Here is a 23,289-nt window from a genome sequence, read left to right as displayed (position 1 = left end):
GTGGTAGGGGCCGTGGCTTGCCCGGCCCGCTGTCTCCCTGGCATTGCCCTGGGAGATTCGGGAGGGGCAAGCCCCTCCCCTACGCCAGCAACCCAAGGGAATTGGCGATTTACATGGCTTTTCCAGACCAAAAAGCCTCCCTCAGGGAGGGAGGTGGCATGGCGTAGCCATGACGGAGGGAGCCTGTAGAAACAGCCAAAGGGCTTTGACGCAATGGGCGGTGCGTACCGATGTGGTCGAAAATCCTGGCAAAGGTCTATGCCGTGTGAAAATTTGGCGGTACAGCCGCCCGCATGCTCCCTCAGTCTGCTCACGCAGACAGCTCCCTCCCGGAGGGAGCCCTGTGACTGGCTCTCAAACGCCTGTGGTACCACCACTCAACGGTCGTAAAATCTGAACCCGCTGGACCAACCCGCCCCCCACCAAGTCCGCCAGTGCCCAGCCGATGGGGATAGCCCACCAGATGGCCTCCACCCCAAACCAGGGGGCACAGGAGTAGGCCAGAAGCACCCGGGTGCCTAGGGAGATCACCGTCAGCAGCAGGGAGATGCGGGGCTGGGCCACGGCCCGGAAATAGCCGTAGAGCAAAAACAGCACCCCGATGCCCACATAACAGGCCCCCTCAATACGCAGGTATCCCACCCCCACCGCCAGGGACTGGGCCTGGTGGGGCGGGATAAAGATGCCCATGAGCTGAGGAGCCAGCACCCACACCAGGGCGGAGACCAGGGCGCAAAAGCCCAGCACCAGGGCCACGGCACTTTTGGTGCCCGCCCGGATGCGCTCTCCCCGGCCCGCTCCGTAGTTCTGGGAGATGAAGATGGAATAGGCATTTCCAAACTCCTGGGCGGGCATGTAGGCCAGGGTGTCAATTTTCACCCCGGCGGCAAAGGCGGCCATGACGGCGGTGCCAAAGCTGTTGACCAGCCCCTGCACCATGAGAATGCCGAAGTTCATCACCGACTGCTGGGCCCCGGTGGTGGAGGCATAGGCGAAAATCTCCGCCGCAGCCCGGCCTCGCACCCGCAGCCCTTGGCGCAGCAGCGGCTCCCGCAGCAGGGTATAGGCGGCGATGCCCACCCCCGCCACTCCCTGGGCAATGACGGTGGCCGCCGCAGCTCCCGCCACGCCGCAGGGGATGACCGCCACCAGCAGCACATCCAGGCCGATGTTCAGCACCGTGCTCACCCCCAAAAACACCAGCGGCACCAGGGAGTTTCCCACCGCCCGCAGGAGGAAGGCGAAATAGTTGTAGAGGAAGATGAAGGGCAGTCCCACCAAGATCACCTGGACATAGGCATACATCATGGCGTACACGTCCTCCGGCGTGCTCATCCACCGCAAAATGGAGGGCAACAGGCCGTAGGACACCCCGGTGAGCACCACCGTCAGCCCCACAATGAGCACAAAGGCAGAGGCGATGTACTCCCCCAGCCGGCGCAGGTCTTTGCTGCCATAGCTGATGGAGAACAGCGCCCCAGCCCCCATACACATGCCCAAAATCAGGGAGGTCAAAAAGGTCATCAGGGTGTAGGCGCTGCCCACAGCCCCCAAGGCGTCGGTGCTGATAAACCGCCCCACGATCCAGGTATCCGCCAAATTGTAGCACTGCTGTAGGATGTTGCCCAAAATCATAGGCAGGGCAAAGAGCAGCATGGTCCGGGTCACGGGGCCCGTGGTCAAATCTTGTCTCATTCTCTCCCGGCTTTCTCTCTCGTTTGCCTACCATTCTACCACAAAGGGCGGGAGTGGCACAACCGCACTCAGGAGACGGGACACTGCCGCCCGGCGTGGTCGATGGTGTAGTCCTCCCCGTACTCCCCTGGGAGGACCAGCTGGGAGATGGGCAGGAAGGTATACCCCTCCTGGAGCAGGGTCTCAATGATGGTGGGCAAAGCCTCGGGGGTGTGGAGGGCAGCATTGTGGAAGAGGACAATGCTCCCCGGCCCCACCCGGCTGGTGACCCGCTGGGTGATCTCCGAGGCAGAGATATCCTTCCAATCCAGGCTGTCCACGTCCCACTGTATGGGCTGGATGCCCATGCTGCGCACCGTGGTAATCACATGGTCGTCGTACTCCCCGTAGGGACAGCGGAACAGAGTGGGAAATTCCCCGGTGATGGCCTCAATTTTCTCCCCGCAGGTGGTGAGATTCTCCTTGATCTGCTCTGGGGTGAGGCTGTTGAAGTGGGCGTGGTCGTCGGAATGGCTCATGATCTCGTGCCCCGCCTCATGGAGGGCCTTCACCGACTCCGGGTATTTGTCCACCCACTCCCCCACCACAAAGAAGGTGGCCTTCACCTGGTATTTGTCCAGGATGTCAATGAGGGTCTGGGTATCCTCGTTGCCCCAGGCCGCATCAAAGGACAGGGACACCACCGGATAGTCCGCCTGGACACAGTACACGGGCAGCTGTCGGGTGGTGGCCGAGGCCCCCACCACCTTGGGGTGGCTGACCAGACGCAGGATGGCCACCGCCGCCAGCACCAGACCCACCCCCGCCAGAATGCGGCGGCGCAACACCAAGATTCTCATAAGGCGCTCCCCTTTCCACGGCTGTTTCACCCCAGTGTATGGTCCGCTGTGGAAAAACAGAACCGCCCGGTCTCCCTTTCCAGGGCAGACCGGGCGGTCATACTGTCAAAAACGAAAATGAATGATTTTACACAAATATAAAGCCCAATGCTTGCATGTTCGAGAAAGGCTTTGCCTTTATCGCTCCATCTTCCAGAAGTAGGCGCAGTAGGGGGGCAGCTGGCTGCCGCCGCCGAAGTCGTGGAGCTGGCCTGTGATGAGGTCCACGGCCTGGCCACATCCGGCGTCAAAGTGGGCGGTGTAGGGCTGGTCGTCGGCGTTGATGGCCACCAGCACCCGCTCCCCCTCCACGGCCCGCTCAAAGATGAGCTGGCGGTTGGTGAGCACCACGTTGCGGTAGCCGCCGTAGCACAGAGCCTGACTCTCCCGCTTGGCACGGGCCAGCTTGGAAATCCAGTCGGTGAGGTGGTTCCACTCGGGCTTCTCCAGGGCGGGGCGCAGGGGAGCGTCGCCCCAGGACTCCTTCTTACCCTCCAGGCCCCACTCGCTGCCGTAGTACACCGCAGGCACGCCGGGCATGCCGAACATCAGGGCATAGGCGGGGGCCAGGTGCTCCTTGTTGGTGAGCTGGCTGGCAATGCGGGTGACGTCGTGGTTGTCCAGGAAGGAGAGCAGATGGGCCCCCTTGTACATGGTCCAGGGCTCGGGTCCAAACTGGCGGGCCAGAGAGTGGCCGATTTCAAAGAGATTCATGGAGTTGAAGCTGGACCACAGCCCCTTGTAACACTCGTAGTTGGTCACCGAGTGGCACATGTCCGGGGCCATCCACTGCTTGTAGTCCCCGTGGAGGGTCTCACCCATGAGGGCGAAGTCCGGCTTCAGGGAGGAGGTAAACTCCCGCAGGCGGCGCAGGTAGTGCTGGGGCAGGCAGTAGGCCACGTCCAGGCGCAGCCCGTCCATGTCAAACTGGTCCACCCAGGCGCGGATGGCCTCAAACTGGTGCTCCACCACCGCCGGGTTGTCCAGATTCAGCTTCACCAGTTCCCCGTGGCCCTCCCAGTCGGCGTACCAGAAGCCGTCGTTGTAGTGGGAGTTGCCGTTGAAGTCGATGCGGAACCAGTCCTTATAGGGGCTGTCCCACCGTTTTTCCTGCACGTCCCGGAAGGCCCAGAACCCACGGCCCACGTGGTTGAACACCCCGTCCAGCATCACCCGGATACCGGCCTGATGGAAGGCGTCACACACCTGGGCGAAGTCCTCGTTGGTGCCCAGGCGGCAGTCCAACTGGAAATAATCCCGGGTATCATAGCCGTGGCGGTCGCTTTCAAACAGCGGGTTGAAGAGTACGGTATCCGCCCCCAGCTTTTTGATGTGCTCCACCCAGTCCAGCAGGCGCAAAATTCGGCTCTCCCGCACGCCGTCGTTGTCCTCCGGCGCGCCACACAGCCCCAGCGGGTAGATCTGATAGATGACTGATTGGTCAAACCACATATGGTCGTCCTCCCTGTTCTCTGCCTTGGCAGCAGGTATTCTTACCCTGTTATTATACCCGCCTGCCGGGCACAGGTCAAATAAAACCGCCCGTCTTTGTCACCGATCGGCTCTCTCCACTCGGGCGGTCAAACGGGCCACACTGAGGGCCGTTTGGGACAAAAGCAGCTCCTCCACCAGGTCGTCTTCGTACACATCGCCACACAATTGATACCCCTGACGCTCCACCTCGTCCACAAAGTGGTGGAAGGCCACCTCCAAGTCCTCCAGTTCTCCCTGGTGGTAGTACACCGCATACTCTCCCGCGGGCTTGATGTACAGCCGCTCATCCTCCACCCGACTCTGCACCGGATTGAAATAATGGCTCTCCACAAAGCAGCGGCGTCTGGCCCGCTCCAGGGGGATGATCTCCCCCGCCTGCAACCGGGTGCTCAGCTCCTTCTGCTCACAGTACTTCAAATGGTTGCGAAAGGTGCGCAAAAAGGTCTCCTCGTCCGGCATTTTGGTATACCGGGTGGGGGAGGCAATCAGGTATTCCTCCGGCATCTGGCGGATCTCCAACACGCCGTACTGGCACTTGGCCCCCTCCAAGTAGGAACCCACCGACTGCTCCAATGCCTTCCGCATATCCGTTCCTGATACAAGCAACTGGATAAATTTACATTGAAATACAGACGGTTTGTTACCATTCGGACAACACTGACAACCAACCCCCCTGCTTGCCCTGTGCGCCAAGGATAAGTGCCGCGCCTGATGGCATGACAAAGACCTCTTCCAGGTAAATTCGCCTGGAAGAGGTCTTTGTTGTCACGGTTATCGAGTCATGGGGATGTACTGGTCGGGCTTTTTGGCGGTGGCGATGTAGGTGGGCTTTCCGTTTTTGTCGAACCCGGTGCGGCGGAGCAGTCCCGCCTGCACCAGCCGCTCGGCGTCTGCCACGGCCATCTCGCCGTACTGGGGCACCGACACCAGGTTAGACGTATTGGAGTTGGGCCCCGGCTTGGGACCGTTGACCTTTGTGACGGTGGAACCGGAGCTCTTGCTGCTGCCACCGCTGCCGCTGCTGCGGTAGGCCGCAGCAGCCTTCTGGCGGTAGTACTGGAGCATGGCGTTGACATACTCCTGGGTGTACCCGGACTTGGCAATCAGGTCGGAGGAAGGCATCACACCCGCCTGCAAAATGCCGTCCACCTGGGTCTGGGCCGCCTTCTGGGCCTGCTGCTGCTGTTCTCGCTCCCAATCCAGCTGGTCCACATATTGCTGGTACTCGGAGTCGTTGGCCTTTTGCAGACCCTCCAGGTAGCTTTGCAGCTGGTTGTAGTTGTCCAGATACTGCTGGTAGGCAAACTCCTTGTCCACATTGAACTGACCCAGCTTGTCCTTGTACTCCTGGTAGTCCATCTGCTCCTGGCCGTTGACGGCGTCCAGGTAGCTCAAGAGTTTGTTGTAGTCGTCCAGATACTGCTGATAGGCAAAGTTTTTGTCTGTGTTGTACTGTCCCAGCCGGTCCAGATACTCCTTGTAGTCCAGCTGTTGCTGGGTGTTCACCACCCCCAGGTCATTGGCCAGCTGCTCATATTCGCTCAAATACCGCTGGTAGGCCTGGTTGTACAGCTCGGGAATCATGTCACTGAGCTGGGAGGCGTAGTAGTTTCCCGCCTGGGACGCCGCTGTGGCGGCGTAGCTGGAGGTCTGGCCCCCCGAGGCGGCCGCCGCCTGGGCCAGGGCATTGGCGGTGGCCCGCTCCCCCTCCCGCAGGTACTGCTTCTGGTACTCTCCGAACACCGGGTCGGTGTCGGTGCTCCAGGTGAAGTCCTCCCGGTTGAGCAGCTGGTCCAGCAGCTCCTTTTGCAGCTCTTCATAGGGGTTGGTGTAAGTGGGGGCCTCCTGGTCCCAGGAGAAGTCCGGGTACTTGCCGATCTGGTCCAGAATGGCGTCCTGCTCCTCCTCGTACTTGTTGTCGTACTCCGGAGCCTCCTGGTCATAGGAGAAGTCGGGGTACTTGTCCAGCTGGTCCAGAATGTCGTCGATTTCATCCTGATAACTTCCCGTAAAGCCGTTGTAGCTGGCCTTGAGCTGGGCCGCCGCCTCGTTGGCAATGGCCCGCTGGGCGCTGGTGGTGGCGGAGTTGGCCTCCGCCTTCAGGCTGGCCGCCGCAATGCCGTACTCCGGGTAGGGCTCGGCCAGCCGCAGCTCGTCGGGGTCAAAGTCCTTCAGGGTGTTGGTGGCCTGGGCCTTTTTCAAAAAGTCGCTATAGGTGTATGCCATGTTCTCTCCCTCCATTAGGTACGGCCCGGGGTGGCGTTGTACCCTCCGCTGCCGTACCGCTCTCTGGTGATGCTGTAGATGCGGCACCTCCCGGTGCCGGTGAGGCGGAGTCGGTAGTGGTCCCCCCGTCGGGGCACCATGGGCAGCTGGAAGCTGCGCTTGGGGGTGGGGCCAATGGGCTGGCCCATGGGCAGCCAGGTCCCGTCGCTGTCCACCTGCACCCAGGCCTGGACCTGCCCCCCTTCCTCCACCTCCAGGCGGATATGGAGACGGAACAGTCCCTTTTTGTCCGGGCTTCCGTCGGTGAAGTCGGCAAACTCCGCCTCCCACTCCACCGCTTCCTCCTGCTGGGCTCCTTCCGAGGGCTGGGCGGTCTCTCCCACCGTCCAAATCTCCCCGGCTTCGTTGAGCAGGTACAGCGCCCCGCCGCTGGCGGCAAAGTGGGTGGCGTGGGTGTCATCCTCCCGGTGCCACAGCTTGGTCTGGGTGTCGTACACCAGCAGACTCCACCCCTCCCCCGCTCCCTGGGCGGAGAGGTAGTAGCGCAGCCCGTCGGCCCCTGCCACGGCGTTGCCCACCGCCAGGTCTCCCAGGGTGCGGCTAATGCACTGGGGCACGCTGCCGGAGTAGGCCATTACCCCGCCCCGGGACAGGTAAAACAGCACTTCCCCCGCCGCAGCCAGGCTCTTGCCGCACCCCTCCATCACCCCCAGGGTCTCGGTGCCCATGACCTGGAAGTTGGAGGGCATGGTGCCGTAGACCTTGTAGATGTGGTCTTCCTTGAAAAAGACGGGGTAGCCCAGGTAGGAGATGCACCCGGTGAAGTTCCCCGCCGAGCCGGTGTCCACGGCGTAGGCATCGGTGGCCAGGCCGTCAAACACGTTCCAGTTGAAGGGGTCCCCCAGCTTGGAGCAATAGATGGTGTTGTCCTTGCACCCCCACACCCGGTTCTCGTTTTCGCACACATAGTCCAGGTCGGGGACAGTGCGGGTGAGGGTCACCTCTCCCGCTTCCGTGTAGGCCTCGTCCCCCTTCTCCCCGTCTAGGGTGAAGGAGTACTCATAAAACACCAGCTTGTCGTCCTGAATGTCCCGGATGATGAGGCTTTTGTTGTTCTCGGCGTGGGTGGTACAGCCGGAGATGGTCACGGCGTCCCCCTTTTGAAAGTAGTCCGTCCAGTTTACCCCCTGGGCCTGGATGGTGTTGGCCTGGGCCTCCTGCCCATAGAGGGTGCCGTTTTGGAAGGATAGCCCGGCCCCCGTCCATTTAGACTCCAGAGAGCCGAACACCCCGGTCTGGGTGTTGTAGTAGACCTTGTCAGGAAAGATGAGCAGGTAGGAGCCCAGAGCGGCAAAGGTCTTCTCTCCCTCACTCACATCCCCCTTCCGCTCCCCCTGGTACCAAAATCCACCCTGAGCCACCCAACACAGCGCCCCCCGGGCAAAGAGGCCACCGGGCTGTGTCAGTGTGGCCACCTTCCACCGGGGTGGGCGGCTGGAGAGGAGGGGATAGTCCGCCCCGGTGAGGTTTTTCATGTGATACACCGCCCCGTCTCCCGCTCCCGGGGTGTGGTCCAGGCCACCAAAGGCGGTCTGGCTGGTGGCGGTCATGCCGATGTCATAGGCCATCGCCGGCAGTCTCATGGGCTCCCTCCTTCACGTCCTCCACCTCCTCCTGGGTCAGCTGCCCCGCCGCCACCAGCATATCCAGGCGGCGGTCATCCCACAGCCTGGGGTAGTAGCGCTTGGCCAAATCCAGAATGGTCATAACACCACCCCCTGCAAGGCGGCCAGAAAGTCCACGTCTGCCCGCAGCTGTTCCAGCGGGGTCACGGGTTCCACCATCCCTGCCAAGTCCGCCTCCAGCTCCTCGATGGTGCGCTCCACAATGACTCCTTCCACCAGCTTGTACCGGGGCACGCCCTCGTCGGTGTACAGGGGTAGAGGCAAATAGTTGCTCTGGGGGTGGTGGCAGCGGTCCCCAGGCCCCCGCTCCACTTCCACCCACCCCTCGGTGTGGGCGAGCAGGGCGGAGGAGGTCAGCGCCACCACGCAGCTGCCCGGGTTGACTTGTACGTATACAGTATATTCTTCCATAATTCACCTCACAAATTGGCGTCAAATAATAGTTTTCCACTGATGCTGCGCAGGGTACACACGTCATTGGTCACCAGCCCGCTGGTGGTGAAGATGACCCCCACCCCGCCGGGCAGGTTTCGGGTCCCGGCCACAGCCGTGGGGGTATGGGAGGCTCCGTTGTTGAAGATACCGATGCCCGACAAGTTGGAGCCGTTTAAGAAGGTCACGCTGGGGGCCAGACGCATCTTCACCCCGCAGGGGAACACCATACGGGCGGAGCTGGTGCTGAAGGCAAAGCCATACCCCAGGGGGTAGCTGGTGTCCCCCTCCACCGGCACGTACTGGTAGCGGTAGCAGCGGAGAATCTCCTCCGGGTTGGGCTGCTGGGTCAACTGCCAAGTGCCGTCCTCCCCCTGGATGGCCAGGGTCTGGTGGTCCCCCACCTCCAACTTGGCCCCGAAGATGCGGCAGGAGGCCGCCCCCTCGCTGATGATCTGGCACCACAGCTGGGAGGGGCTGTCCGACAGGGTGGCGGTGAGGGCATACACCTGCAAGCCCTTCTGGGAGAGCACTTCCCCCGCCTGTCCTGTGCCGTCGTTGAGGCCCAGGTGGTAGCTGCCCGAGAGGATATCCACCGCCATGGACAGAGTCACCGTCTCCCCTGCCAGGGCCCCATAGTCCTCCACAAACTGGCCCAGCCCTAAGGTACCCGAAGTATTGGTGAGCTTGGCGTAGCGCTGGCCCACCACCACCTCCCCGGCTTTGGTGTCCCCGCTGGTCTTCCAGCCGTCCAGGGTGTAGGCAGGCTTGGTGATGGCGTAGGTGGTGCTGCCCCGCTGGTTGACGGTGAAACAGGGGTTGATGAGCAGATTCTGCCCCACGTCTGGGGTGACCTTTACCCCCTGGATGTACACCGGAATGTGGAAGGCGAAGTCATCCTTGCCCCAGTCGAAGCCGGGGCTGGCCTTCACCACCTTCACCTCACTCTCCACCTGTTCCAGGACATCGGCGGCCCGGGCCTGGAACTCGTAGGCGGTCTGGTAGTCCAGGCCCTTTACCGTGGCGTGGGCCACATAGGTAAAGCCCATGGGCGTGGTCCGGTCCACTGCCGTCCAAGCCCCCCAGGCTTCCGTCCCCTGGGCTCGGTAGCGGTACTCCACCGTCAGGGTGTTTTCTGCCCCGCCGAAGGAGCCGTAGTAGCAGGCCCCGACCACCTCCAGGTCGTAGCGCCCGGACGCATCCGGGGTCCCCTGGCCCAGGGTACAGGACAGGCGCACATATCCCACCAGCTTGCGCTCCACCGTCTTGGTGGTGGAGTTGCCTCGACTGTCGGTGGCGGAGACCACGATGGTCCCCGACTCCACCCCCTCCAGGGTGCCGTCTCCGGTGAGGGTATGGCTGCCGCAGGTGATGGACTGCCGGACTAGAGAGGCCCCCTTCACCGCCTGAGCCCCGGTTTTCACCTCCACCTTGGAGTGGTACTTTACCAGGTTCCCGCTCTCTCCGGTGAGAGCCAGAGTGGTTTGGTTCACGTCCTTTACCGTTGGAGCCAGGGTGGGGGCGGGGTTTTGGATGGTGAGGGTGCGTGTGAGGTAGGTGATAAAGGTCTGACCTCCCACGGTGCTCTTGACGTAAAAGCGCACCTGGGCGGTGTTTTTCGTGGTGTCCACCTTCCGCATAGCCTCCCGCTCCGCCTGGGTCAGGCGGAAGGTGTAGGAGGTGCCGGAGATGGTGCGATAGTCGGCCAGGGCGTGGGTGCTGTCCTTGAAAATGCCCAGCTGCACCGACACCCCGGCGGGATTGCTCACCTTCACCACCGGGTCGTCCTCATCGGTGAAGTTGGGGGCGCTGGTGATGGTGGCCCCCCGGGGGATTTTGGTCAGGGTCATGGTGCCCGACCCGCTCATGGCCCCGGGGGTGTAGCTGGCCGAGGCCATATCCAGGGAGTAGGCCAGGGACATGGATTTGGAGCCGTCGCTGGTGTGGGCCACCGTGTGGGTCCCGGACAGCAAGGTCACCTCCGAGTAGGTCCCCAGAGTAATTTTCGGAGCAGACCCCCGGTCCCGCACCGCCACCGTCTGGTTGTCCAGCTTCACCGCTGCCCCCACCCCGTACTGGGCAAAGTTTTTGGTGGTGGACTTGAGCTTAAGGGTGTAGGAGAGGGTGGAGGAGTTCCCAGCAGTGCTGGTGGACTGCTCCACCAAGGTGAGCTCCAGGGTGAAGGTGTTGGAGCTCTGGGTGTAGGTTTTCGTCTGTAGTGCCATGTGTGCTATCCTCCAATCCAGAAGCAGCCCATGCGGTCCGCTCCGTAGGGTTCCAGTCGGGCCTTCCCCGCCAAAATCAGGAAGGTCTTGGCATGGAGATTGGTGGCCTCCACCCCCTGGTTGTCCACCACCAGCACCTGGGTGCCGCTGCGGCTGACCGTCATGCCGTCCTCGGTGACCTGGGTGGTCATCTCGCTGCCCGTCTTGCTCACCGTCAGCCCCTCATCGTCAAAGGTGAATCCGGTTTTGGTGGTGACGCTGTCCACCCCCTGGGCCAGCTTTTTCTCAATGGCGATCTCCACCTGGTCCGAGGTCAGGGCCAACTCCACCCGACTGGAGACCTGGGCCAGGGACTCCTCCAAGCCCTCCACGGTCTCTTGGGTGCCCACTTGGGCGTCCTTCACCTCTTGCACCTGCTGCTGCTGGGACTGCACCAGGGCGGTGAGGCCGTCGGCGGTGACGGACAGCTGGGTCAGCCGCTCCCCCTCCCCCTCCAGCAGCAGATACAGGGGCTTGGTAATGGCCTCCTCCCAGACGTTGAGGGCGGTCTGGTTGAGGTTGGTGGTGTCCAGGTTCTGCATGGTGTAGCGCATCTGTTCCACCAGCAGATAGAGGTAGTTTTGCACCTGGGCCAGCTTGTCCTCTGTGGATATGTCCCCGTCAAAGTCGGGGAATTTGGCGTCCATGTACAGCCAGTTGGCTGGCATGCTTTCCACGCCTCCTTTCTCAAACAGGGCACCACCGGGGAAACGGTGGTGCCCTGTGTTGTGCTCCTGCCGGGGCGGTTACACCTTCTCGGCGTAGTCCAGGCTGATCCAGCCTGCGCCGGACTTCAGCTTGCCCCAGCGCTTGGCCCCGGGGCCATCGGCCTCCTCCACAATGGTGTACACCCCGGGCTCGATGAATCCCTGAACCTGGGTGTCGGTGCCGGGGCCGCTGCGAATGCGCAGCTCGGTCACCGTCACCTTCACGGTGTAGGGGGTGAACCCGGTGGTGGAACCGGGCAGCTTGAGCACCTGCCCCACCACAATGAGGTTGGGGTCCTTGATGCCGTTGAGCTGCACCAGCGTGTCCACGGTGGTTCCATACTTCTGGGCAATCTCGCTGAGGGTGTCCCCCTTCACCACCGTGTAGGTCTTGCCGGACACCGGGGGCTGGGGCTTGACCTGGGCAGGGGTCATAGCCTTGGACACATCGGCCCGGAAGGTGTCCATGGACTTGCCAAACTTGGGGAACCAGTGCATCACGTCGGCGTGGTTGCTGGCCACCCCTCGCTGGTAGCCCTCGGAGTGGCAGATGACCACCCCGTCGGCCAGGGGGTTGAGGTTGTAGGTCTTGCACAGCATGGCAGTGAGTTCCACCGCCTCCTGGTAGACCTTGCGGAAATAGCCCTCGTCGGTGAGGTCGTCCTCACAGATTTCAAAGGCAATGTGGGTGTTGTTGGCGCTGCCCCCGGAGGTGCCGGTGCCGGCGTGCCAGCCCCGGTGGTTCCAGGGCAGGGTCTGGACGGTGCCCACGCCGCCGTCGGCCAGCTTGCCCACAAAGGCGTGGGTGCACACATCCAGCCCCGGATTATTCCAGTCGTTGGCGTTGCGGTTGCCGCCGATCTCCGCCTTTAACTGGGCCTCATCCTTCTGTCCCTCCACCGGCTGCACGTACCGGGCCACCAGGGGGTTGTTGGCCCCGGTGGAATGGACCATGACCCCCTTGGGGGTGATGGTCCGCCCGGCCTTGTAGCAGTCGTTGGCGGTCAAAATACACTTAATCAGTCTCAATGGTGGTTACCTCCTCCACAGCTTCCTGCACATCTTCAATGGCTGTTTTGACTGCTGCGGCGTCAATGCGGCCCTCGGTGACGATGTACGTCACCACCGATACCACCGACACCACAGCCCCCGCTGTGCTGGCCACCGCCTCCTGGTCCAGTCCGAAGGCCAGGGCCAGTCCGGCGGCAATGCCCGCCAGAGCAGTCCACAGCTTGCGGCTGGACAGCTTTTGCAACACAGTGTTCACTGCTTCACTCCTTCTCGTACGCAGCCAGGATCTCCCGATCCAGCTTTTTCTTGGCCTCTTCCGCCTGGGTCAGCTCCTCCATGGCCTGGGCCAACTCTCCGTTGGGGGGCGGTTTGGTCACAGCGTGGTTAAGCCAGAATATGCACCGGCCATAGGCGTGGTGCAGCTGGTCCTCCACCTCCTGCCGCCGCTGGCGATGCTCCTGGCGCTGCTGGGCCTCCTGCTCCCCCTGTTCCAGCCGTCGGTCCAGGTACCGCTTGAGGTAGCCCACCGCCAGCCCAGTGATGCCGCTGCCCCCCACCAGGGCGGCCACCACGGCTCCCAGCACTTCCTCCCCGCTCATGCCCTGTCACTCCTGTACATCGGTCGGTCCTGCCCCTCATGCACCCGCTGCATCAGAGGCATGGGCAGGGTCGTAGGTGCGGATGTACCAGTTGACGTAATTTTGATAGCTGGTGTTAAAGCTCTCCATGCGGTTTTGGTACAGCTCCAGCTCCCCGTTGGCCTGGTGGAGCTTGGCCAGCAGCCAGTGCAGGTACACGTCGCTGTGGGGCCAGCCCACGGTGAGAGTCCCCGGCCAGCTCTGCCACACCTGCTCCAGCTCCTGCTCCGAGGCCAGCTTCACGTCCAGATAGATGCGCCCCTCCAGTTCTCCCAGCCACTGGAGCTTCTGCTCCTGGCTGTACTGGTTGGGGCTGAGCAGGTCCGCCTGGTCCACCACCTCCTGGGCGGTGGGAAACCGGTTGGCGTCTGCCATGGTCAAACCTCCTCTCTTCTCCCCCCGCCCCGGCGCAAGGGCCGGGGCGGGGGTTCTCCCTTTTAGTCGGGCAGTGCAGTGCCGCCGTCAATGCCGCCCACAGCGGCAAAGCGCCAGTCGTTGAAGGTGGCGTTGAAGCGGCTGCGGCCACGCCAGACGTTGGCGTCGGTGTTCTCGTCCACGGTGGAGCGCACCGCCAGCTGCACCCGGTCATTCCACACGGCGCCGCCGTAGGTCTGGTTGTACTTGCTGTCCAGCAGAATCCAGGGGGCCTTGCCCTCAGACAGGTCCACAAACTGGTTGAGGTAGCTCCAGACGATGACGTTCCAGCGGCCATACTGGTAGTTGAAGGCGTTGTTGGAGGTAGTGGGCTCCTTGTCGGCGCCAATGGCGGCAAAGACCTCCTTTTTCAGCCCGCCCACCTCGGGGATGAGGATGGTGTCGGGGGCCACGTCCAGAATCTCGTCGTTGTCACCCCGGAACAGGTGCATGGCGGTCTCCATCTTGCCCAGGGCGTCGGCGGAGAAGGCGTCGCTGAACTTGTTGGCCTGAGTGTCGCCGGAGACCTTGGCGGGGTGGGCGGTGTGGAACATGGACACGCCGTCGGCGCTCTTGATGTCAAACTCCCGGCCCTTATAGGTGATCTTATCCTTGCCGGAGATGGCGCCGCCGTACAGGGCCGCGCCGAACAGCTCCCGGGTGCGGTTGTAGCTGGTGATGAAGGCGGCGGGCTGCTTCTTCATGTCCATGACCTTGGAGTCCTCCATCATCTCGGCGGAGATGGAGAAGGAGTCCTTCCAGGTGTCGTACACCAGCAGCTTCTGGTAGCCCTCCTGCATGCCGTCCAGGGGATAGGCGCCGTTTTCGCCCACGGGCTCAAAGCCGCTCATGGCGGTCATGGTGGTCATCAGGTCACCGTAGTTCTCGCTCTTGCCCATGAGGAACAGGTCCTTGAGCACAGACTGACGCTCAAACTGCTCCCCCCGCTGCTCCAGGAACATGCGGATGGGGGCCTGACACTTGCCATAAATGCTGTCGTTGAGGCCGGAGCCTTCAGAGAAAATGATTTTCATGGGGTTGGTTGTCCTCCTTTACACAAATCTGCCCCGGACGGCGTCACCCTTCTGAGTGCCCTCCACGTCCACCAGCTCGAAGTTGCCAGCGCCCTGGGCCACGGTGAGGCCGTCCTCGGCCACCTGTACCTTTGCGCCGGGCTTTGCCTCGGCGGTGACGGCAGACAGGGTGGTCTCGTAGAGGAAGGTCCCCTCCACCCGGGTGACGGGGATGACCTGGCCATCGGCGGCGGTGACGTCCGCCATGCACAGATAGGGGGGCGTGGTGGTGGAGGCTGCGCTGAGCTTGGTCAGCTTGCCGCCGGTGACGGTGAGCATCTGGCCTGCCTGATAGGTGTCGGCGGCAGCGCCCAGGTATTCCCAGGGCAGCATGGCCCCGGTGTTGCTTTTCACGGGTACAAACATTTACTTTCCTCCCTGATATTTGTTGTAATAGGCCTGAATGGCCGCTTCACTGGCCTGGGGGTTGAAGGCCCGGAACAGGTCCATCTCCGGGGCGGGCACGGTGGCGGCCCCTTTGCCCCGCTGGGCGGCGGCGATGAGGTGTCCCTTGCTGCGTGCCAGGTTCTGGGCCTGCTGGCGGGCAGCGGCGGCTGCCTGCTGGGTGAGCTGGTCGTAGTGGGCCAGCTTGTAGGCGTCCACAAAGGAGTTGCCCCGCTTCACCAGCTGGTAAAACTCTTTCGCCCGGGGCATGGTGAGCAGATCGCCCACCGAGCGAATGTTGGGGTTGAGCTGGCGAATCTGGGCCAGCTCGGCGGCCACCTGGGCCTCCATGGCGGGGTTGGCCTGGGGCCGAGGGGCGAGCTTGGCCTGCTGGGCCTGCTTGAAGGCCCGGTACTGCTCCAGGTTGGTGATGGGGGTGCCGTCGGCGGGGCTTCTCAGGGCCGCATCCCGGAGCACCTGCTCCACGTCCCGGCGGGCGTGGCTGCGCTCGGCCTCCACCGCCTCCTGGATGGCGGCCCGGGTCTCCGCCCGCCGCCGCCGGGCGGCGTTCTCCCGCCGCTGCTCCAGGCTCATCTCCCCCTGAGGGGGCTGGGCCTGGGGCTGCTCTGTCTCCTGGGGTGTCTGCTCCTGGGCGGGCTGCTCCACCCCTAAAGCCTCATACACTTGCTGCTCGTTGACTTCCATATCTCGTTCCTTCCTGCCCCCGTGGGGCCGTGGGATGTTCCCGCTATCCCTGCGTATTGGTTTGGTTTTGTGGTGTTACTCCTTGCCCTGTCTCAGGTCCTTGCCGGTGTGCACGGTGCCGGTCTTGGTGGCGGTGGTCTGGCAGGGCGCCTTTACCACCTGGGTGCCGATGTTCTGAATCCGGCCAATGTAGCCCTTCTGCTCCTTCATGCCGTTCCCTCCCTTCTCATCTGGTCTGGCATGTTCCCGCTGTCGCCTTGCGTGAGTTGTCGTTGTGATTGTCCCATCTGGGCCTCCCGCTGCGCCCGCTGTTCCAGGGCCTGCTTGGTGTCCCCGGCGCCGGGGTAGTGCAGCTGCTCCATCTTGGTCCAGAATAGGATGAGGGTCTCGGTGGCCGCCGGGTCCCCGAAGGCCCCATTTTGCAGGTTCTGCCTCGTCTCCTGCCACATGGCCTCCCGGTTGCTGGCCAGGGTGTCGGTGGTGTCCACCGAGAAGAGGAACTGGTCGTTCCAGTAGTACTGGCCGTCGGAGTCCTGCTCTAAGAAGTCGTAGCGGTTGAACTGCTCGTACTGGGTGTGGCCCTGGGCGTCCTGGTAGGTGACGGGCCGGGGCTCGTCCCCGTAGGCCAGCCAGAACTCGAACATCATGCGGAACAGGTCGGCATAGGCCTTGTTTTTCATCACCCGCTTGCTCTCCAGCCGTCCGGCGGCCTGGGCGGCGGAGAACTCCTTGGCCTTGCCGCTGGTGGCCGTGGAGTCCGCCCGGCCCTGGAAGGAGTCGGTGATGCCCAGAATTTGACGGGCCTCCTCGTAGACGTTGGCCAGGTACAGCAGCTCGTACTCCAGGTCCCCCTTGAAGTCGTACACCCCGATCATGGCCTTGTCGGCGGCCGAGCCGATGTACCACCGCTCCCCGTCCTGGCTGTCCACCCGCAGCGAGGCGTTGTCGGGCAGGGTGATGCGGGTGCCCGCCTTCACCAGGCGGTCAATGATCTTCTGCTCCAGGCGGTTGATGGTGTTTTGCTGGTCGGCGATCATGTCCACATCCGAGTTGCCCAGCAGCTGGCCGTACACGGACACGCTGCGCTGCAAGACGATGGGGAACACCCCCGGCTTGTAGAAGGGGATGAGGGTGGGGCGCATCACCGGGTTGCCCTCCTGGTCCAGATCGGGGGTGGCACCGGGGATGGACAACCCCTTCCCGGTGGTGATGGGCAGCAGCACCTGCTCATACTCCTGCACCTGGTCTTCAAACTCCTCACAGCCGCACCAGGGGCAACCGCCCCCCTGATACTCCCGGGGTGCCTGGCTCTGGTCCGGCTCCACGGGCAGGCTGTCCAGGCCGCCGCCCCCGGCCATGGCCTCCTGGGCCAAGGTCTTGGCCAGCCTCTGCCCCGCCTCCTGGCGCAGCAGCTCCCCCTGGTCTTGGTTGGGTGCCGTAGCGGGCTGTTGGATGAGCTGGCCAGGTAGGGGCCGCACCCGGCCGCACTGCTTACACACGGGCTGCCGCCGGGCCTGGTAGTCCTCCAGGTCCTCCAGAGGGGTGTCGTTGACCCAGCAGTACCGATTCACGCCCCCCTGGGCGTTCTTCTCATAGCCCACATACCGGGTGAGGGCGTCCTCCACGGCGCTGACCCCGTCCACCCCCCGCACGGCGGGCTCGGACTCTCCGTCCTCCTCCACCCAGATGCCGTACTCCCGGAAGATGGCGTCCCGGGTGGTGGGGATTTTCACAATCACCCAGTCCATGTCCTGAATGGAGGTGAACACCCCGGGCTGGGGGGCCAGCTGCTTGGGGTGGAGCATGCGCACCACCTGGGTGCCCACGGTGTCATGGGTGCGCTCCCGGTTGTCCCACTCCACCAGGTAGGCCACGCCCCCCTGGATGGGGACGGTGCGCTCGGCCAGGTCGTTGAGCTGGGTAAAGGGCAGCCGCTCCAGCTCGTTGCGCAAGAAGTGCTCCAGCAACAGGGCCAGCCCCTCGTCCTCTTTCCGGCGGGGGGTGACCTTGGGCTGGGGAATGGAGCTGGACACCTGAGTCTCCACGTTTTCAAAGACGATGTTGCGCACATGGCTGGTGCTGCGCACGCCCCCGTCCCTTCTCGTATCTCCGGGCACCAGGGGCCGCAGCTGATGGTCTCCGTTGTAGATGCGCTCCCGCTGGTCCATGCGGGCGTACTCGGCGGAGTAGGCGGCGTTGCTCAACGCCAGCCGCTGCTGCCACAGCTTCAGCTTCTCCCCCGCTTGTTTCTGGTGTTTGGCCTTCATCTTCATCCTCCTTTGTTGTCACCGGGCCTGCCCCACAGCCGCAGCAGCATCTCCCGGTCCCCGGGGCTGGCCCGGTTCCAGTCCTCCCACATGTCCGAGGTCCACCGGGCGGTGCCTCCGGGCTGGGGGGTGGTCAGGCGCATGGACTGCTGGGGGCGCACGTAGTGGGCGATGGCCAGAGCCATGACACAGTCGTCGTGGGCCCCCGGCTCCGCCTCGGGGCGCATCTGCTCATTGCGCACAAAGGTGAGCATCTCCTCCAGGGTGGCTCGGTCGTGGACGCCCCCCAGGTGGTCCCGCATCACCCGTACCAACTCCGCCAAAATCACCGGGCGGGTGAGGCGGTCGGTGCGGAAGCCGTAGGCGTGGTGGATTTGTCCGTCGAAGGAGTCCTCCACCTCCCGGACGTAGATTTTCGGGTAGCCCATGAGCCCCAGCAGCTTCACCGGATAGGTGGAGAAGTTGCACTCGGGGGCCAACAGGGCCTTGTTGTAGTGCAGCCCCAGGCAGTACAGCTGCCGGGTGTAGGTGTCCTCGTCGTACTGGTGGCGGAGGGTGCACACCTGCCCCCCGGTGATGTTGTCCAGCACCTGGGCCACAAACCAGTCCGAGCCGTCCCCGGCGGTGTCCCCGCCGATGACGTAGGGCCGCCCCTGCTGAGGGGGTGTGTAGATGCGAATGGGGCCCCCCTTCTCCTCCACCCAGTGGATGTTGGTGAGATGGATGCCGTCGTCGGCCAGGTCGTACTCGAACAGGCCCTCCTTCGCCGGGGGCTCCAGGTGTTGCAGCCGCTCCCCCACCGCCTTGCCGTTGAATACCGTCTTGCCCGTCACCCCCCACTGGCCCAGACAGTAGACCATGTAGTAGTACTCGTCGGTCTCCTTGAAGCTCTCCAGGGTGGCCACCGCCTCGGGGGTGAGAAAGCGGTTATCTTTATAGGTGCTCTCGTGCACCGTGGCCCGGGGGTCTTTCCGGTCAAAAAACCGCTTTTTCAGCCAGTGGGTGATACTGATGGGGTTAAAGGTGAGGATCATCTGGAGATACTGGTTGAAATCCGTTCTCAGACGGATGTCCAGCTGGTTGAAGTCCCCCTCCTCCAGCTCGGAGGCCTCCTCAATCCAGATGCCGGTGATGTTGAAGATGGATTTCAGCTTCTCCACATCGTCCAGCCCGGCAAAGAGGATGACGCTGCCATTGGCAAAGGTGATGGTCATGGCGGACTTGTTGGTCTTGGCCCCGGCGTCGGGGTAGAAGTCCGAAATCTGGCCCACCAGCTGGGCCCAGCAGCTCTCCCGCAGGGTGCGGGCCACCTTGCGGCACACCAGCCACCGGTGCCCCGGCTCGCTGGTCACCCGCTCCAACACCTTGCGCCCGGCAAAAATGCTCTTGCCGCTGCCGCCGCCCCCTTTCAGCACCAGAAACCGGTGCTTGTCAAAGAAGAGGGGGAGGAAGGTGTCGTTGTTGGTCTCTTTCAGGCCCTTGTACCACAGCAGAGCCTCCTCCTGTCGGTCATGGTTCATGGTGCTCCGGCAGCTCCCCCTGCCCCTCCTCCCACAGTTCCTGGAGCAGGGCCAGCTTCTCCTGGGTGGTGAGGGACTGGGCCGCTCGGGTCTGGGGCCCCGCCTCCACCTCCACCTTCTGGGCGTAGCCATAGTTGTTTTGTAGGTGGAACACCACCCCCTTCACGTCCTTGCGGGTGAGCAGCTGTTCCTCGCTCCACGCCTGCAAGATGCCAGTGACCCACTCGGTGGCCTCTTCCAACTCCGGGTAGGCCTGGTGGTCGCACCACTGCTTCCACTTCCCCGGGGTGATGCCCAGGTGGAGGCAGATGCCGGTGAGGGTGGGCGGAATCACATATTCCCGGGTGCGGATGATCTCCCCCCGGTCGTTGTACACCGGCTTTCGCTCACAGATGGGATTCCCCTTCTTGTCCACCTCTCCGGTGGGCTGCAGCTCGGTGACATCCACGGTGCGGCTGATGGAGTCCAGGTATTGGCGTACCTGACGCATCAGGGTCTTGGATGTGCTGGTTTGTCGCTGTCTGGCAGCCACAGATTTCCCTCCCTTGTGTTCTTCTTGTCCCATTGTAGCAACCAGACTTCCCTCGTGATTACACATTCCGTGTTCAATCTCCACACTTTCCCTTATAAATCCTGGGGAAAGCGTACATAATAGCGTTTCAGCGCCCGGTACAGGGTGGTGGGGGAGGCAATGTAGTGTCTCTGACACACGGACTTCACCGCCTCCCCGGTGGTGACGTGCTCCAGCAGCGCCTGGCCATTGTTGCCCCCCACGCAGTCGCACAGGCGGCGAATGCGCTCCTGCTCCCGCACAGGCAGGCCGGAAAAGCGCAGAGACTTAAAGTAGATGTATCCCTGTCGGGCATAGGGCACCGGAATGCCCCGCTTATAGCGAAATTTCATACGGTTTCTCCTTTCAACTGCTCCACCAGCTCCCGAATTTCCTCTTCGGTGTGGGTGGAGACGAATCTTCCATAGGTGGTGTGGTGCTGCCGGGCCAGCCGGGACACCCACACCAGCTGGGGGACGGGGGGCGGCGGCTCCATATCCCAATCCGCCTCAAACTCCCGGTCGATCTCGGCGTCCGCCTGGGCCATCTCCTCCAGCTCCTGGGGTGTAAACCCTGTCACGGCCCCGTCACCTCCCTGTTCCCTCCATGTGGCCCCCGCCGGGCACCGTCATCACCGTGGCCAGCACCGCCAGCACATGGTGGGCGGGCACCCCCAGAAACTGCTCATATCCCCGGATGAGGGCCTCCAGGGCATCCATGGCGGCGGCGGTGCTGGAGGCCTCAATGACCTGACAGAACCCGTCGCTGCCCTCCTCTTTGCGCACCTCCAGCTTCACCCGCTCCCCCTGGGTGCGCTTTCCCCCGTGATAGACCATCTCTTCCCGCTGCATCCCTGCTCGCTCCTCCTTTTTCTCCTCTCGATGTCTCCATGCCATCCCCTGGGCCACGCCCAGCCAAAAGGCCCGCTCACGCCGCCCCAGCCGGGGCAAGCTGACGCACAGTGACCATGCGCTCCATGTCATAGTCTCCCTCCTTTTATTGATTTCTCGATAATATTATATCATTCACCGATATTTGTCAAGGCCATTTTATTGATTTGGTCAATCTTCTTTCTTGTGCTTCCCGCTGTGGCGTGGTAAAATACGGAGGTAACCCCCGTATCGTTTCGAGAACTGGAGGATTGACTATGAGTGTTGGACTGCGTATCCGCCAGGTGCGCAAGGCCTATGGGCTGACCCAACAGGCCTTTGCCGACCAACTGGGTTTGAAGCAAAATACCATTGCCACCTATGAGATCGAGAAAACCACCCCCAGCGAGCGCACCCTGTTGGATATCTGCCGGGTGTTCCACGTCAATGAGAACTGGCTGCGTACGGGCCAGGGGGACATGCTGGTAACCCCCCCCAGCGGCCACACTCCCGACGAGGAGCTGATGGGCTTTTTGGGGGATGTGGCGGGCCGGAATGACTTCCGCTCTCGCCTCATTTCCGCTCTGTCCCGGCTCAGCGACGAGGACTGGGCGGTGCTGGAGCGGCTGGCCCGAGAGCTTACCGACCCCGAGACATAAAAAATCCCCGGGCATTCCACCATTTCGGTGAAATGCCCGGGGATTTTTCCCGTTTATCGATTCAAATAATGGGAAATAAACTGAAAAATGGCTCGTAGCTGGGCCTCATCCGCTCGGTCCAGTAAGTCGATGATTGCCGCTTTGATCCAGTTACGCTCCATTTCTCTTCCTCCCTGCGCTGGGGATGGGGGTGCCATCCCATTGTTCCACGATGTCCTGCCCCTATTATAATCGAACATATGTACCATTTCAAGCATCTGACTCCCACAATTTGTCTAAAATTGTCCGTTCTATGGGACTTTTGTATGATAACATAAAAAAATGTCGAATAAGGTCGAAAAAAGTCGAAAGGACGGGAAATTTTCCCGTCCTTTCAAAAATACAGTGTTTATGCCAGATTTCGGTTCCAATCCATGCGCCGATAGTACCACAGGAAGGTCACGGAGCTCAAGAACCAGGTGAGGGGGTAGACCCAGTAGACCATCTGAATGCTGCCGGTGAGGGGCACGGCGATGGCCAGGAAGGACACCCGGATGATGCACCAGCAGATCATCATCACGAACATGGGCACCACGGCCTTGCCTGCACCTCTGAGGATGGAGGCCATGGCGTGGGAGAAGGCCAGAAGGCAATAGAAGAGCACGGAGGTGCGGGCCTTGTCCACGCCGTAGGCGATGACGTCGGGGGAGGTGTCAAAGGCGGCGATGAGCTGGGGGGCAAAGATGAAGACCGCCACACCGATGAGCTCAGCCAAAATCACCGAGGTGATGGTACCGAACCGGGCGCCCCGTTTGGTGCGCTCGATCTGGCCCGCGCCCAGGTTCTGGCCCACGAAAGTGGTCATGGCCATGGTAAAGCTGGTGATGGGGAGGAAGCCGAAGCCCTCAATCTTGGAGTAGGCGCCCACGCCGGCCATGGCGGCGTCGCCAAAGTGGTTGATGTTGGACTGGACCACCACGTTGGCAATGGCGATGATGGAGTTCTGAACGCCGGAGGGCAGGCCGAAACGCACCACCCGCTTGAGCATATCCCAGTGGAAGCGAATCTTCCGCAGCTCCACCCGGTAGTTGTCCTTGACCCTCAGCAGCCGCCACAGACACATGATGGCACTGACGTACTGAGCAATGATGGTGGCCCAGGCCGCTCCGTCCACCCCCATGCCCAGCCCGGCGATGAAGAACAGGTCCAGCACCACGTTGACCACCGAGGAGACAATGAGGTAGTACAGGGGGTGGCGGCTATCGCCCACCGCCTGCATGATACCCACGCACGCGTTGTACATCACTGAGCCCAGAGAGCCCATGAAGTAGATGCTCAGGTACAGCTGGGAGTTGTACATGACGTTTTCCGGGGTGTCCATCCACCGGAGAATCTGGGGGGACAGGCCCACGCCCACCGCTGTCATCACCACGCCGGCCACCAGACCGAAGGCCACGGTGGTGTGCACTGCCTTGCTCATCTCCTCCAGCTTGTTGCCGCCGAAGTAACGGGAGATGACCACACCGGCGCCGATGGCGATGCCGCTCAAAAAGCCGATGAGCATAAAAATGAGGCTGCCGGTGGAGCTCACCGCAGCCAGGGCATTCTTTCCCAGGAAGTTTCCTACGATCAGGGAGTCGGCGGTGTTGTACATCTGCTGGAACAGGTTGCCCAGAAAAATGGGAAGGGCAAAGTAGGTGATTCGCTTCCAAATGGGCCCTTGTGTCATGGGTTCTGTGGTGTGTGCCATTTTCATTTCCTTTCTCTATCTCTCATTTCGTGTCTGATTAGTATATACCTCCCAGTTCCCCTTGGCAAGCCATTGGGGAGAAAACCTGC

General features: G+C 62.4%; 26 protein-coding genes. 1 reads left to right on the top strand and 25 read right to left on the bottom strand.

Annotated features, from left to right (window positions below):
• Positions 1 to 354: 354 nt before the first annotated feature.
• The 24 genes from B5F12_RS06845 to B5F12_RS06745 all read right to left on the bottom strand — a co-directional run bounded on the left by B5F12_RS06845 (position 355) and on the right by B5F12_RS06745 (position 20,926).
• Positions 355 to 1,695: an MATE family efflux transporter gene (locus tag B5F12_RS06845; protein WP_087232278.1), complete on the bottom strand. Its 1,341-nt coding sequence runs from the start codon at positions 1,693 to 1,695 to the stop codon at positions 355 to 357.
• 68 nt (positions 1,696 to 1,763) lie between these two features.
• Positions 1,764 to 2,534, bottom strand: a complete 771-nt coding sequence (locus B5F12_RS06840) for a polysaccharide deacetylase family protein (RefSeq protein ID WP_087232275.1) — start codon at positions 2,532 to 2,534, stop codon at positions 1,764 to 1,766.
• Positions 2,535 to 2,711: 177 nt separating this feature from the next.
• Positions 2,712 to 4,025: an alpha-amylase family glycosyl hydrolase gene (locus tag B5F12_RS06835; protein ID WP_087232272.1), complete on the bottom strand. Its 1,314-nt coding sequence runs from the start codon at positions 4,023 to 4,025 to the stop codon at positions 2,712 to 2,714.
• Positions 4,026 to 4,124: 99 nt separating this feature from the next.
• Complete coding sequence (locus tag B5F12_RS06830; RefSeq protein WP_087232269.1) at positions 4,125 to 4,652, bottom strand: hypothetical protein; 528 nt, start codon at positions 4,650 to 4,652, stop codon at positions 4,125 to 4,127.
• Between the two features lie 186 nt (positions 4,653 to 4,838).
• The gene (locus B5F12_RS06825; protein WP_143482350.1) at positions 4,839 to 6,293 is read right to left on the bottom strand and encodes a hypothetical protein; all 1,455 of its coding nucleotides are present in this window, start codon (positions 6,291 to 6,293) and stop codon (positions 4,839 to 4,841) included.
• A 14-nt stretch (positions 6,294 to 6,307) separates the two neighbouring features.
• Positions 6,308 to 7,936, bottom strand: coding sequence for a hypothetical protein (locus B5F12_RS06820; protein WP_143482349.1), 1,629 nt, complete (start codon positions 7,934 to 7,936; stop codon positions 6,308 to 6,310).
• Positions 7,911 to 8,060 carry an XkdX family protein gene (locus B5F12_RS11720; protein ID WP_143482348.1) on the bottom strand — a complete coding sequence of 50 codons (150 nt, stop codon included), beginning with the start codon at positions 8,058 to 8,060 and terminating at the stop codon, positions 7,911 to 7,913. Before B5F12_RS11720 ends, B5F12_RS06820 begins: the two co-directional genes overlap by 26 nt.
• Positions 8,057 to 8,389: a hypothetical protein gene (locus tag B5F12_RS06815; RefSeq protein WP_087232259.1), complete on the bottom strand. Its 333-nt coding sequence runs from the start codon at positions 8,387 to 8,389 to the stop codon at positions 8,057 to 8,059. Before B5F12_RS06815 ends, B5F12_RS11720 begins: the two co-directional genes overlap by 4 nt.
• Before the next feature lie 8 nt (positions 8,390 to 8,397).
• Complete coding sequence (locus B5F12_RS06810; RefSeq protein WP_087232256.1) at positions 8,398 to 10,635, bottom strand: DUF859 family phage minor structural protein; 2,238 nt, start codon at positions 10,633 to 10,635, stop codon at positions 8,398 to 8,400.
• Positions 10,636 to 10,640: 5 nt separating this feature from the next.
• The gene (locus tag B5F12_RS06805) at positions 10,641 to 11,342 is read right to left on the bottom strand and encodes a hypothetical protein (RefSeq protein ID WP_087232253.1); all 702 of its coding nucleotides are present in this window, start codon (positions 11,340 to 11,342) and stop codon (positions 10,641 to 10,643) included.
• A 78-nt stretch (positions 11,343 to 11,420) separates the two neighbouring features.
• On the bottom strand, positions 11,421 to 12,410 hold the full coding sequence (locus B5F12_RS12185; protein ID WP_143482347.1) for a LysM peptidoglycan-binding domain-containing protein: 990 nt from the start codon (positions 12,408 to 12,410) through the stop codon (positions 11,421 to 11,423).
• Positions 12,397 to 12,648, bottom strand: a complete 252-nt coding sequence (locus tag B5F12_RS06795) for a hypothetical protein (RefSeq protein ID WP_087232249.1) — start codon at positions 12,646 to 12,648, stop codon at positions 12,397 to 12,399. The genes B5F12_RS12185 and B5F12_RS06795 overlap by 14 nt, the downstream gene beginning before the upstream one ends.
• A gap of 4 nt (positions 12,649 to 12,652) precedes the next feature.
• Complete coding sequence (locus tag B5F12_RS06790; RefSeq protein WP_087232246.1) at positions 12,653 to 12,991, bottom strand: hypothetical protein; 339 nt, start codon at positions 12,989 to 12,991, stop codon at positions 12,653 to 12,655.
• A gap of 36 nt (positions 12,992 to 13,027) precedes the next feature.
• Positions 13,028 to 13,405, bottom strand: a complete 378-nt coding sequence (locus tag B5F12_RS06785; RefSeq protein ID WP_087232243.1) for a hypothetical protein — start codon at positions 13,403 to 13,405, stop codon at positions 13,028 to 13,030.
• Positions 13,406 to 13,467: 62 nt separating this feature from the next.
• Positions 13,468 to 14,478, bottom strand: coding sequence for a hypothetical protein (locus B5F12_RS06780; protein ID WP_087232240.1), 1,011 nt, complete (start codon positions 14,476 to 14,478; stop codon positions 13,468 to 13,470).
• A gap of 18 nt (positions 14,479 to 14,496) precedes the next feature.
• Positions 14,497 to 14,883: a hypothetical protein gene (locus B5F12_RS06775; protein ID WP_087232237.1), complete on the bottom strand. Its 387-nt coding sequence runs from the start codon at positions 14,881 to 14,883 to the stop codon at positions 14,497 to 14,499.
• Positions 14,884 to 15,606: a hypothetical protein gene (locus B5F12_RS06770; protein ID WP_087232234.1), complete on the bottom strand. Its 723-nt coding sequence runs from the start codon at positions 15,604 to 15,606 to the stop codon at positions 14,884 to 14,886.
• A 75-nt stretch (positions 15,607 to 15,681) separates the two neighbouring features.
• Positions 15,682 to 15,816, bottom strand: a complete 135-nt coding sequence (locus B5F12_RS12280; protein WP_275532702.1) for a hypothetical protein — start codon at positions 15,814 to 15,816, stop codon at positions 15,682 to 15,684.
• Positions 15,813 to 17,873: a hypothetical protein gene (locus B5F12_RS06765; RefSeq protein WP_087232231.1), complete on the bottom strand. Its 2,061-nt coding sequence runs from the start codon at positions 17,871 to 17,873 to the stop codon at positions 15,813 to 15,815. Before B5F12_RS06765 ends, B5F12_RS12280 begins: the two co-directional genes overlap by 4 nt.
• 2 nt (positions 17,874 to 17,875) lie before the next feature.
• Entirely contained in the window at positions 17,876 to 19,393 is a 1,518-nt protein-coding gene (locus tag B5F12_RS06760; protein WP_158096774.1) for a PBSX family phage terminase large subunit, read from the bottom strand.
• A complete protein-coding gene (locus tag B5F12_RS11710; RefSeq protein WP_158096773.1) occupies positions 19,383 to 19,925 on the bottom strand; it encodes a terminase small subunit in 543 nt (180 codons plus the stop codon). The genes B5F12_RS06760 and B5F12_RS11710 overlap by 11 nt, the downstream gene beginning before the upstream one ends.
• A 92-nt stretch (positions 19,926 to 20,017) precedes the next feature.
• Positions 20,018 to 20,296, bottom strand: a complete 279-nt coding sequence (locus B5F12_RS06755) for a hypothetical protein (RefSeq protein WP_087232225.1) — start codon at positions 20,294 to 20,296, stop codon at positions 20,018 to 20,020.
• On the bottom strand, positions 20,293 to 20,523 hold the full coding sequence (locus B5F12_RS06750; RefSeq protein ID WP_143482345.1) for a hypothetical protein: 231 nt from the start codon (positions 20,521 to 20,523) through the stop codon (positions 20,293 to 20,295). Before B5F12_RS06750 ends, B5F12_RS06755 begins: the two co-directional genes overlap by 4 nt.
• Positions 20,524 to 20,530: 7 nt before the next feature.
• Entirely contained in the window at positions 20,531 to 20,926 is a 396-nt protein-coding gene (locus B5F12_RS06745) for a hypothetical protein (protein WP_143482344.1), read from the bottom strand.
• A 164-nt stretch (positions 20,927 to 21,090) separates the two neighbouring features.
• Between B5F12_RS06745 and B5F12_RS06740 the strand changes: the two genes are divergently transcribed.
• The gene (locus B5F12_RS06740) at positions 21,091 to 21,471 is read left to right on the top strand and encodes a helix-turn-helix transcriptional regulator (RefSeq protein ID WP_087232218.1); all 381 of its coding nucleotides are present in this window, start codon (positions 21,091 to 21,093) and stop codon (positions 21,469 to 21,471) included.
• Positions 21,472 to 21,859: 388 nt separating this feature from the next.
• On the opposite strand, the gene B5F12_RS06735 is transcribed toward B5F12_RS06740, so the two are convergent.
• Positions 21,860 to 23,200 carry an MATE family efflux transporter gene (locus B5F12_RS06735; protein WP_343286314.1) on the bottom strand — a complete coding sequence of 447 codons (1,341 nt, stop codon included), beginning with the start codon at positions 23,198 to 23,200 and terminating at the stop codon, positions 21,860 to 21,862.
• Between the last annotated feature and the right edge of the window lie 89 nt (positions 23,201 to 23,289).

Source organism: Pseudoflavonifractor sp. An176, assembly GCF_002160435.1.
Classification (GTDB): domain Bacteria; phylum Bacillota; class Clostridia; order Oscillospirales; family Oscillospiraceae; genus Enterenecus; species Enterenecus faecium.
Note: the sequence above shows the minus strand (reverse complement) of the source record. Positions and strands in the feature narration are given on the sequence as shown.

Excerpts from the sequence above, each read along its gene's own strand:
- B5F12_RS06755 (WP_087232225.1), bottom strand. The coding sequence starts at position 20,296 with ATGAAATTTCGCTATAAGCGGGGCATTCCGGTGCCCTATGCCCGACAG.
- B5F12_RS06770 (WP_087232234.1), bottom strand. The coding sequence starts at position 15,606 with ATGGAAGTCAACGAGCAGCAAGTGTATGAGGCTTTAGGGGTGGAGCAG.
- B5F12_RS06735 (WP_343286314.1), bottom strand. The coding sequence starts at position 23,200 with ATGGCACACACCACAGAACCCATGACACAAGGGCCCATTTGGAAGCGA.
- B5F12_RS06830 (WP_087232269.1), bottom strand. The coding sequence starts at position 4,652 with ATGCGGAAGGCATTGGAGCAGTCGGTGGGTTCCTACTTGGAGGGGGCC.
- B5F12_RS06760 (WP_158096774.1), bottom strand. The coding sequence starts at position 19,393 with ATGAACCATGACCGACAGGAGGAGGCTCTGCTGTGGTACAAGGGCCTG.
- B5F12_RS06785 (WP_087232243.1), bottom strand. The coding sequence starts at position 13,405 with ATGGCAGACGCCAACCGGTTTCCCACCGCCCAGGAGGTGGTGGACCAG.
- B5F12_RS12280 (WP_275532702.1), bottom strand. The coding sequence starts at position 15,816 with ATGAAGGAGCAGAAGGGCTACATTGGCCGGATTCAGAACATCGGCACC.
- B5F12_RS06845 (WP_087232278.1), bottom strand. The coding sequence starts at position 1,695 with ATGAGACAAGATTTGACCACGGGCCCCGTGACCCGGACCATGCTGCTC.
- B5F12_RS06765 (WP_087232231.1), bottom strand. The coding sequence starts at position 17,873 with ATGAAGGCCAAACACCAGAAACAAGCGGGGGAGAAGCTGAAGCTGTGG.
- B5F12_RS06740 (WP_087232218.1), top strand. The coding sequence starts at position 21,091 with ATGAGTGTTGGACTGCGTATCCGCCAGGTGCGCAAGGCCTATGGGCTG.
- B5F12_RS06835 (WP_087232272.1), bottom strand. The coding sequence starts at position 4,025 with ATGTGGTTTGACCAATCAGTCATCTATCAGATCTACCCGCTGGGGCTG.
- B5F12_RS06780 (WP_087232240.1), bottom strand. The coding sequence starts at position 14,478 with ATGAAAATCATTTTCTCTGAAGGCTCCGGCCTCAACGACAGCATTTAT.
- B5F12_RS06825 (WP_143482350.1), bottom strand. The coding sequence starts at position 6,293 with ATGGCATACACCTATAGCGACTTTTTGAAAAAGGCCCAGGCCACCAAC.
- B5F12_RS06790 (WP_087232246.1), bottom strand. The coding sequence starts at position 12,991 with ATGAGCGGGGAGGAAGTGCTGGGAGCCGTGGTGGCCGCCCTGGTGGGG.
- B5F12_RS06810 (WP_087232256.1), bottom strand. The coding sequence starts at position 10,635 with ATGGCACTACAGACGAAAACCTACACCCAGAGCTCCAACACCTTCACC.
- B5F12_RS06745 (WP_143482344.1), bottom strand. The coding sequence starts at position 20,926 with ATGACATGGAGCGCATGGTCACTGTGCGTCAGCTTGCCCCGGCTGGGG.
- B5F12_RS06820 (WP_143482349.1), bottom strand. The coding sequence starts at position 7,936 with ATGAGACTGCCGGCGATGGCCTATGACATCGGCATGACCGCCACCAGC.
- B5F12_RS06775 (WP_087232237.1), bottom strand. The coding sequence starts at position 14,883 with ATGTTTGTACCCGTGAAAAGCAACACCGGGGCCATGCTGCCCTGGGAA.
- B5F12_RS06840 (WP_087232275.1), bottom strand. The coding sequence starts at position 2,534 with ATGAGAATCTTGGTGTTGCGCCGCCGCATTCTGGCGGGGGTGGGTCTG.
- B5F12_RS11720 (WP_143482348.1), bottom strand. The coding sequence starts at position 8,060 with ATGACCATTCTGGATTTGGCCAAGCGCTACTACCCCAGGCTGTGGGAT.
- B5F12_RS06805 (WP_087232253.1), bottom strand. The coding sequence starts at position 11,342 with ATGCCAGCCAACTGGCTGTACATGGACGCCAAATTCCCCGACTTTGAC.
- B5F12_RS06815 (WP_087232259.1), bottom strand. The coding sequence starts at position 8,389 with ATGGAAGAATATACTGTATACGTACAAGTCAACCCGGGCAGCTGCGTG.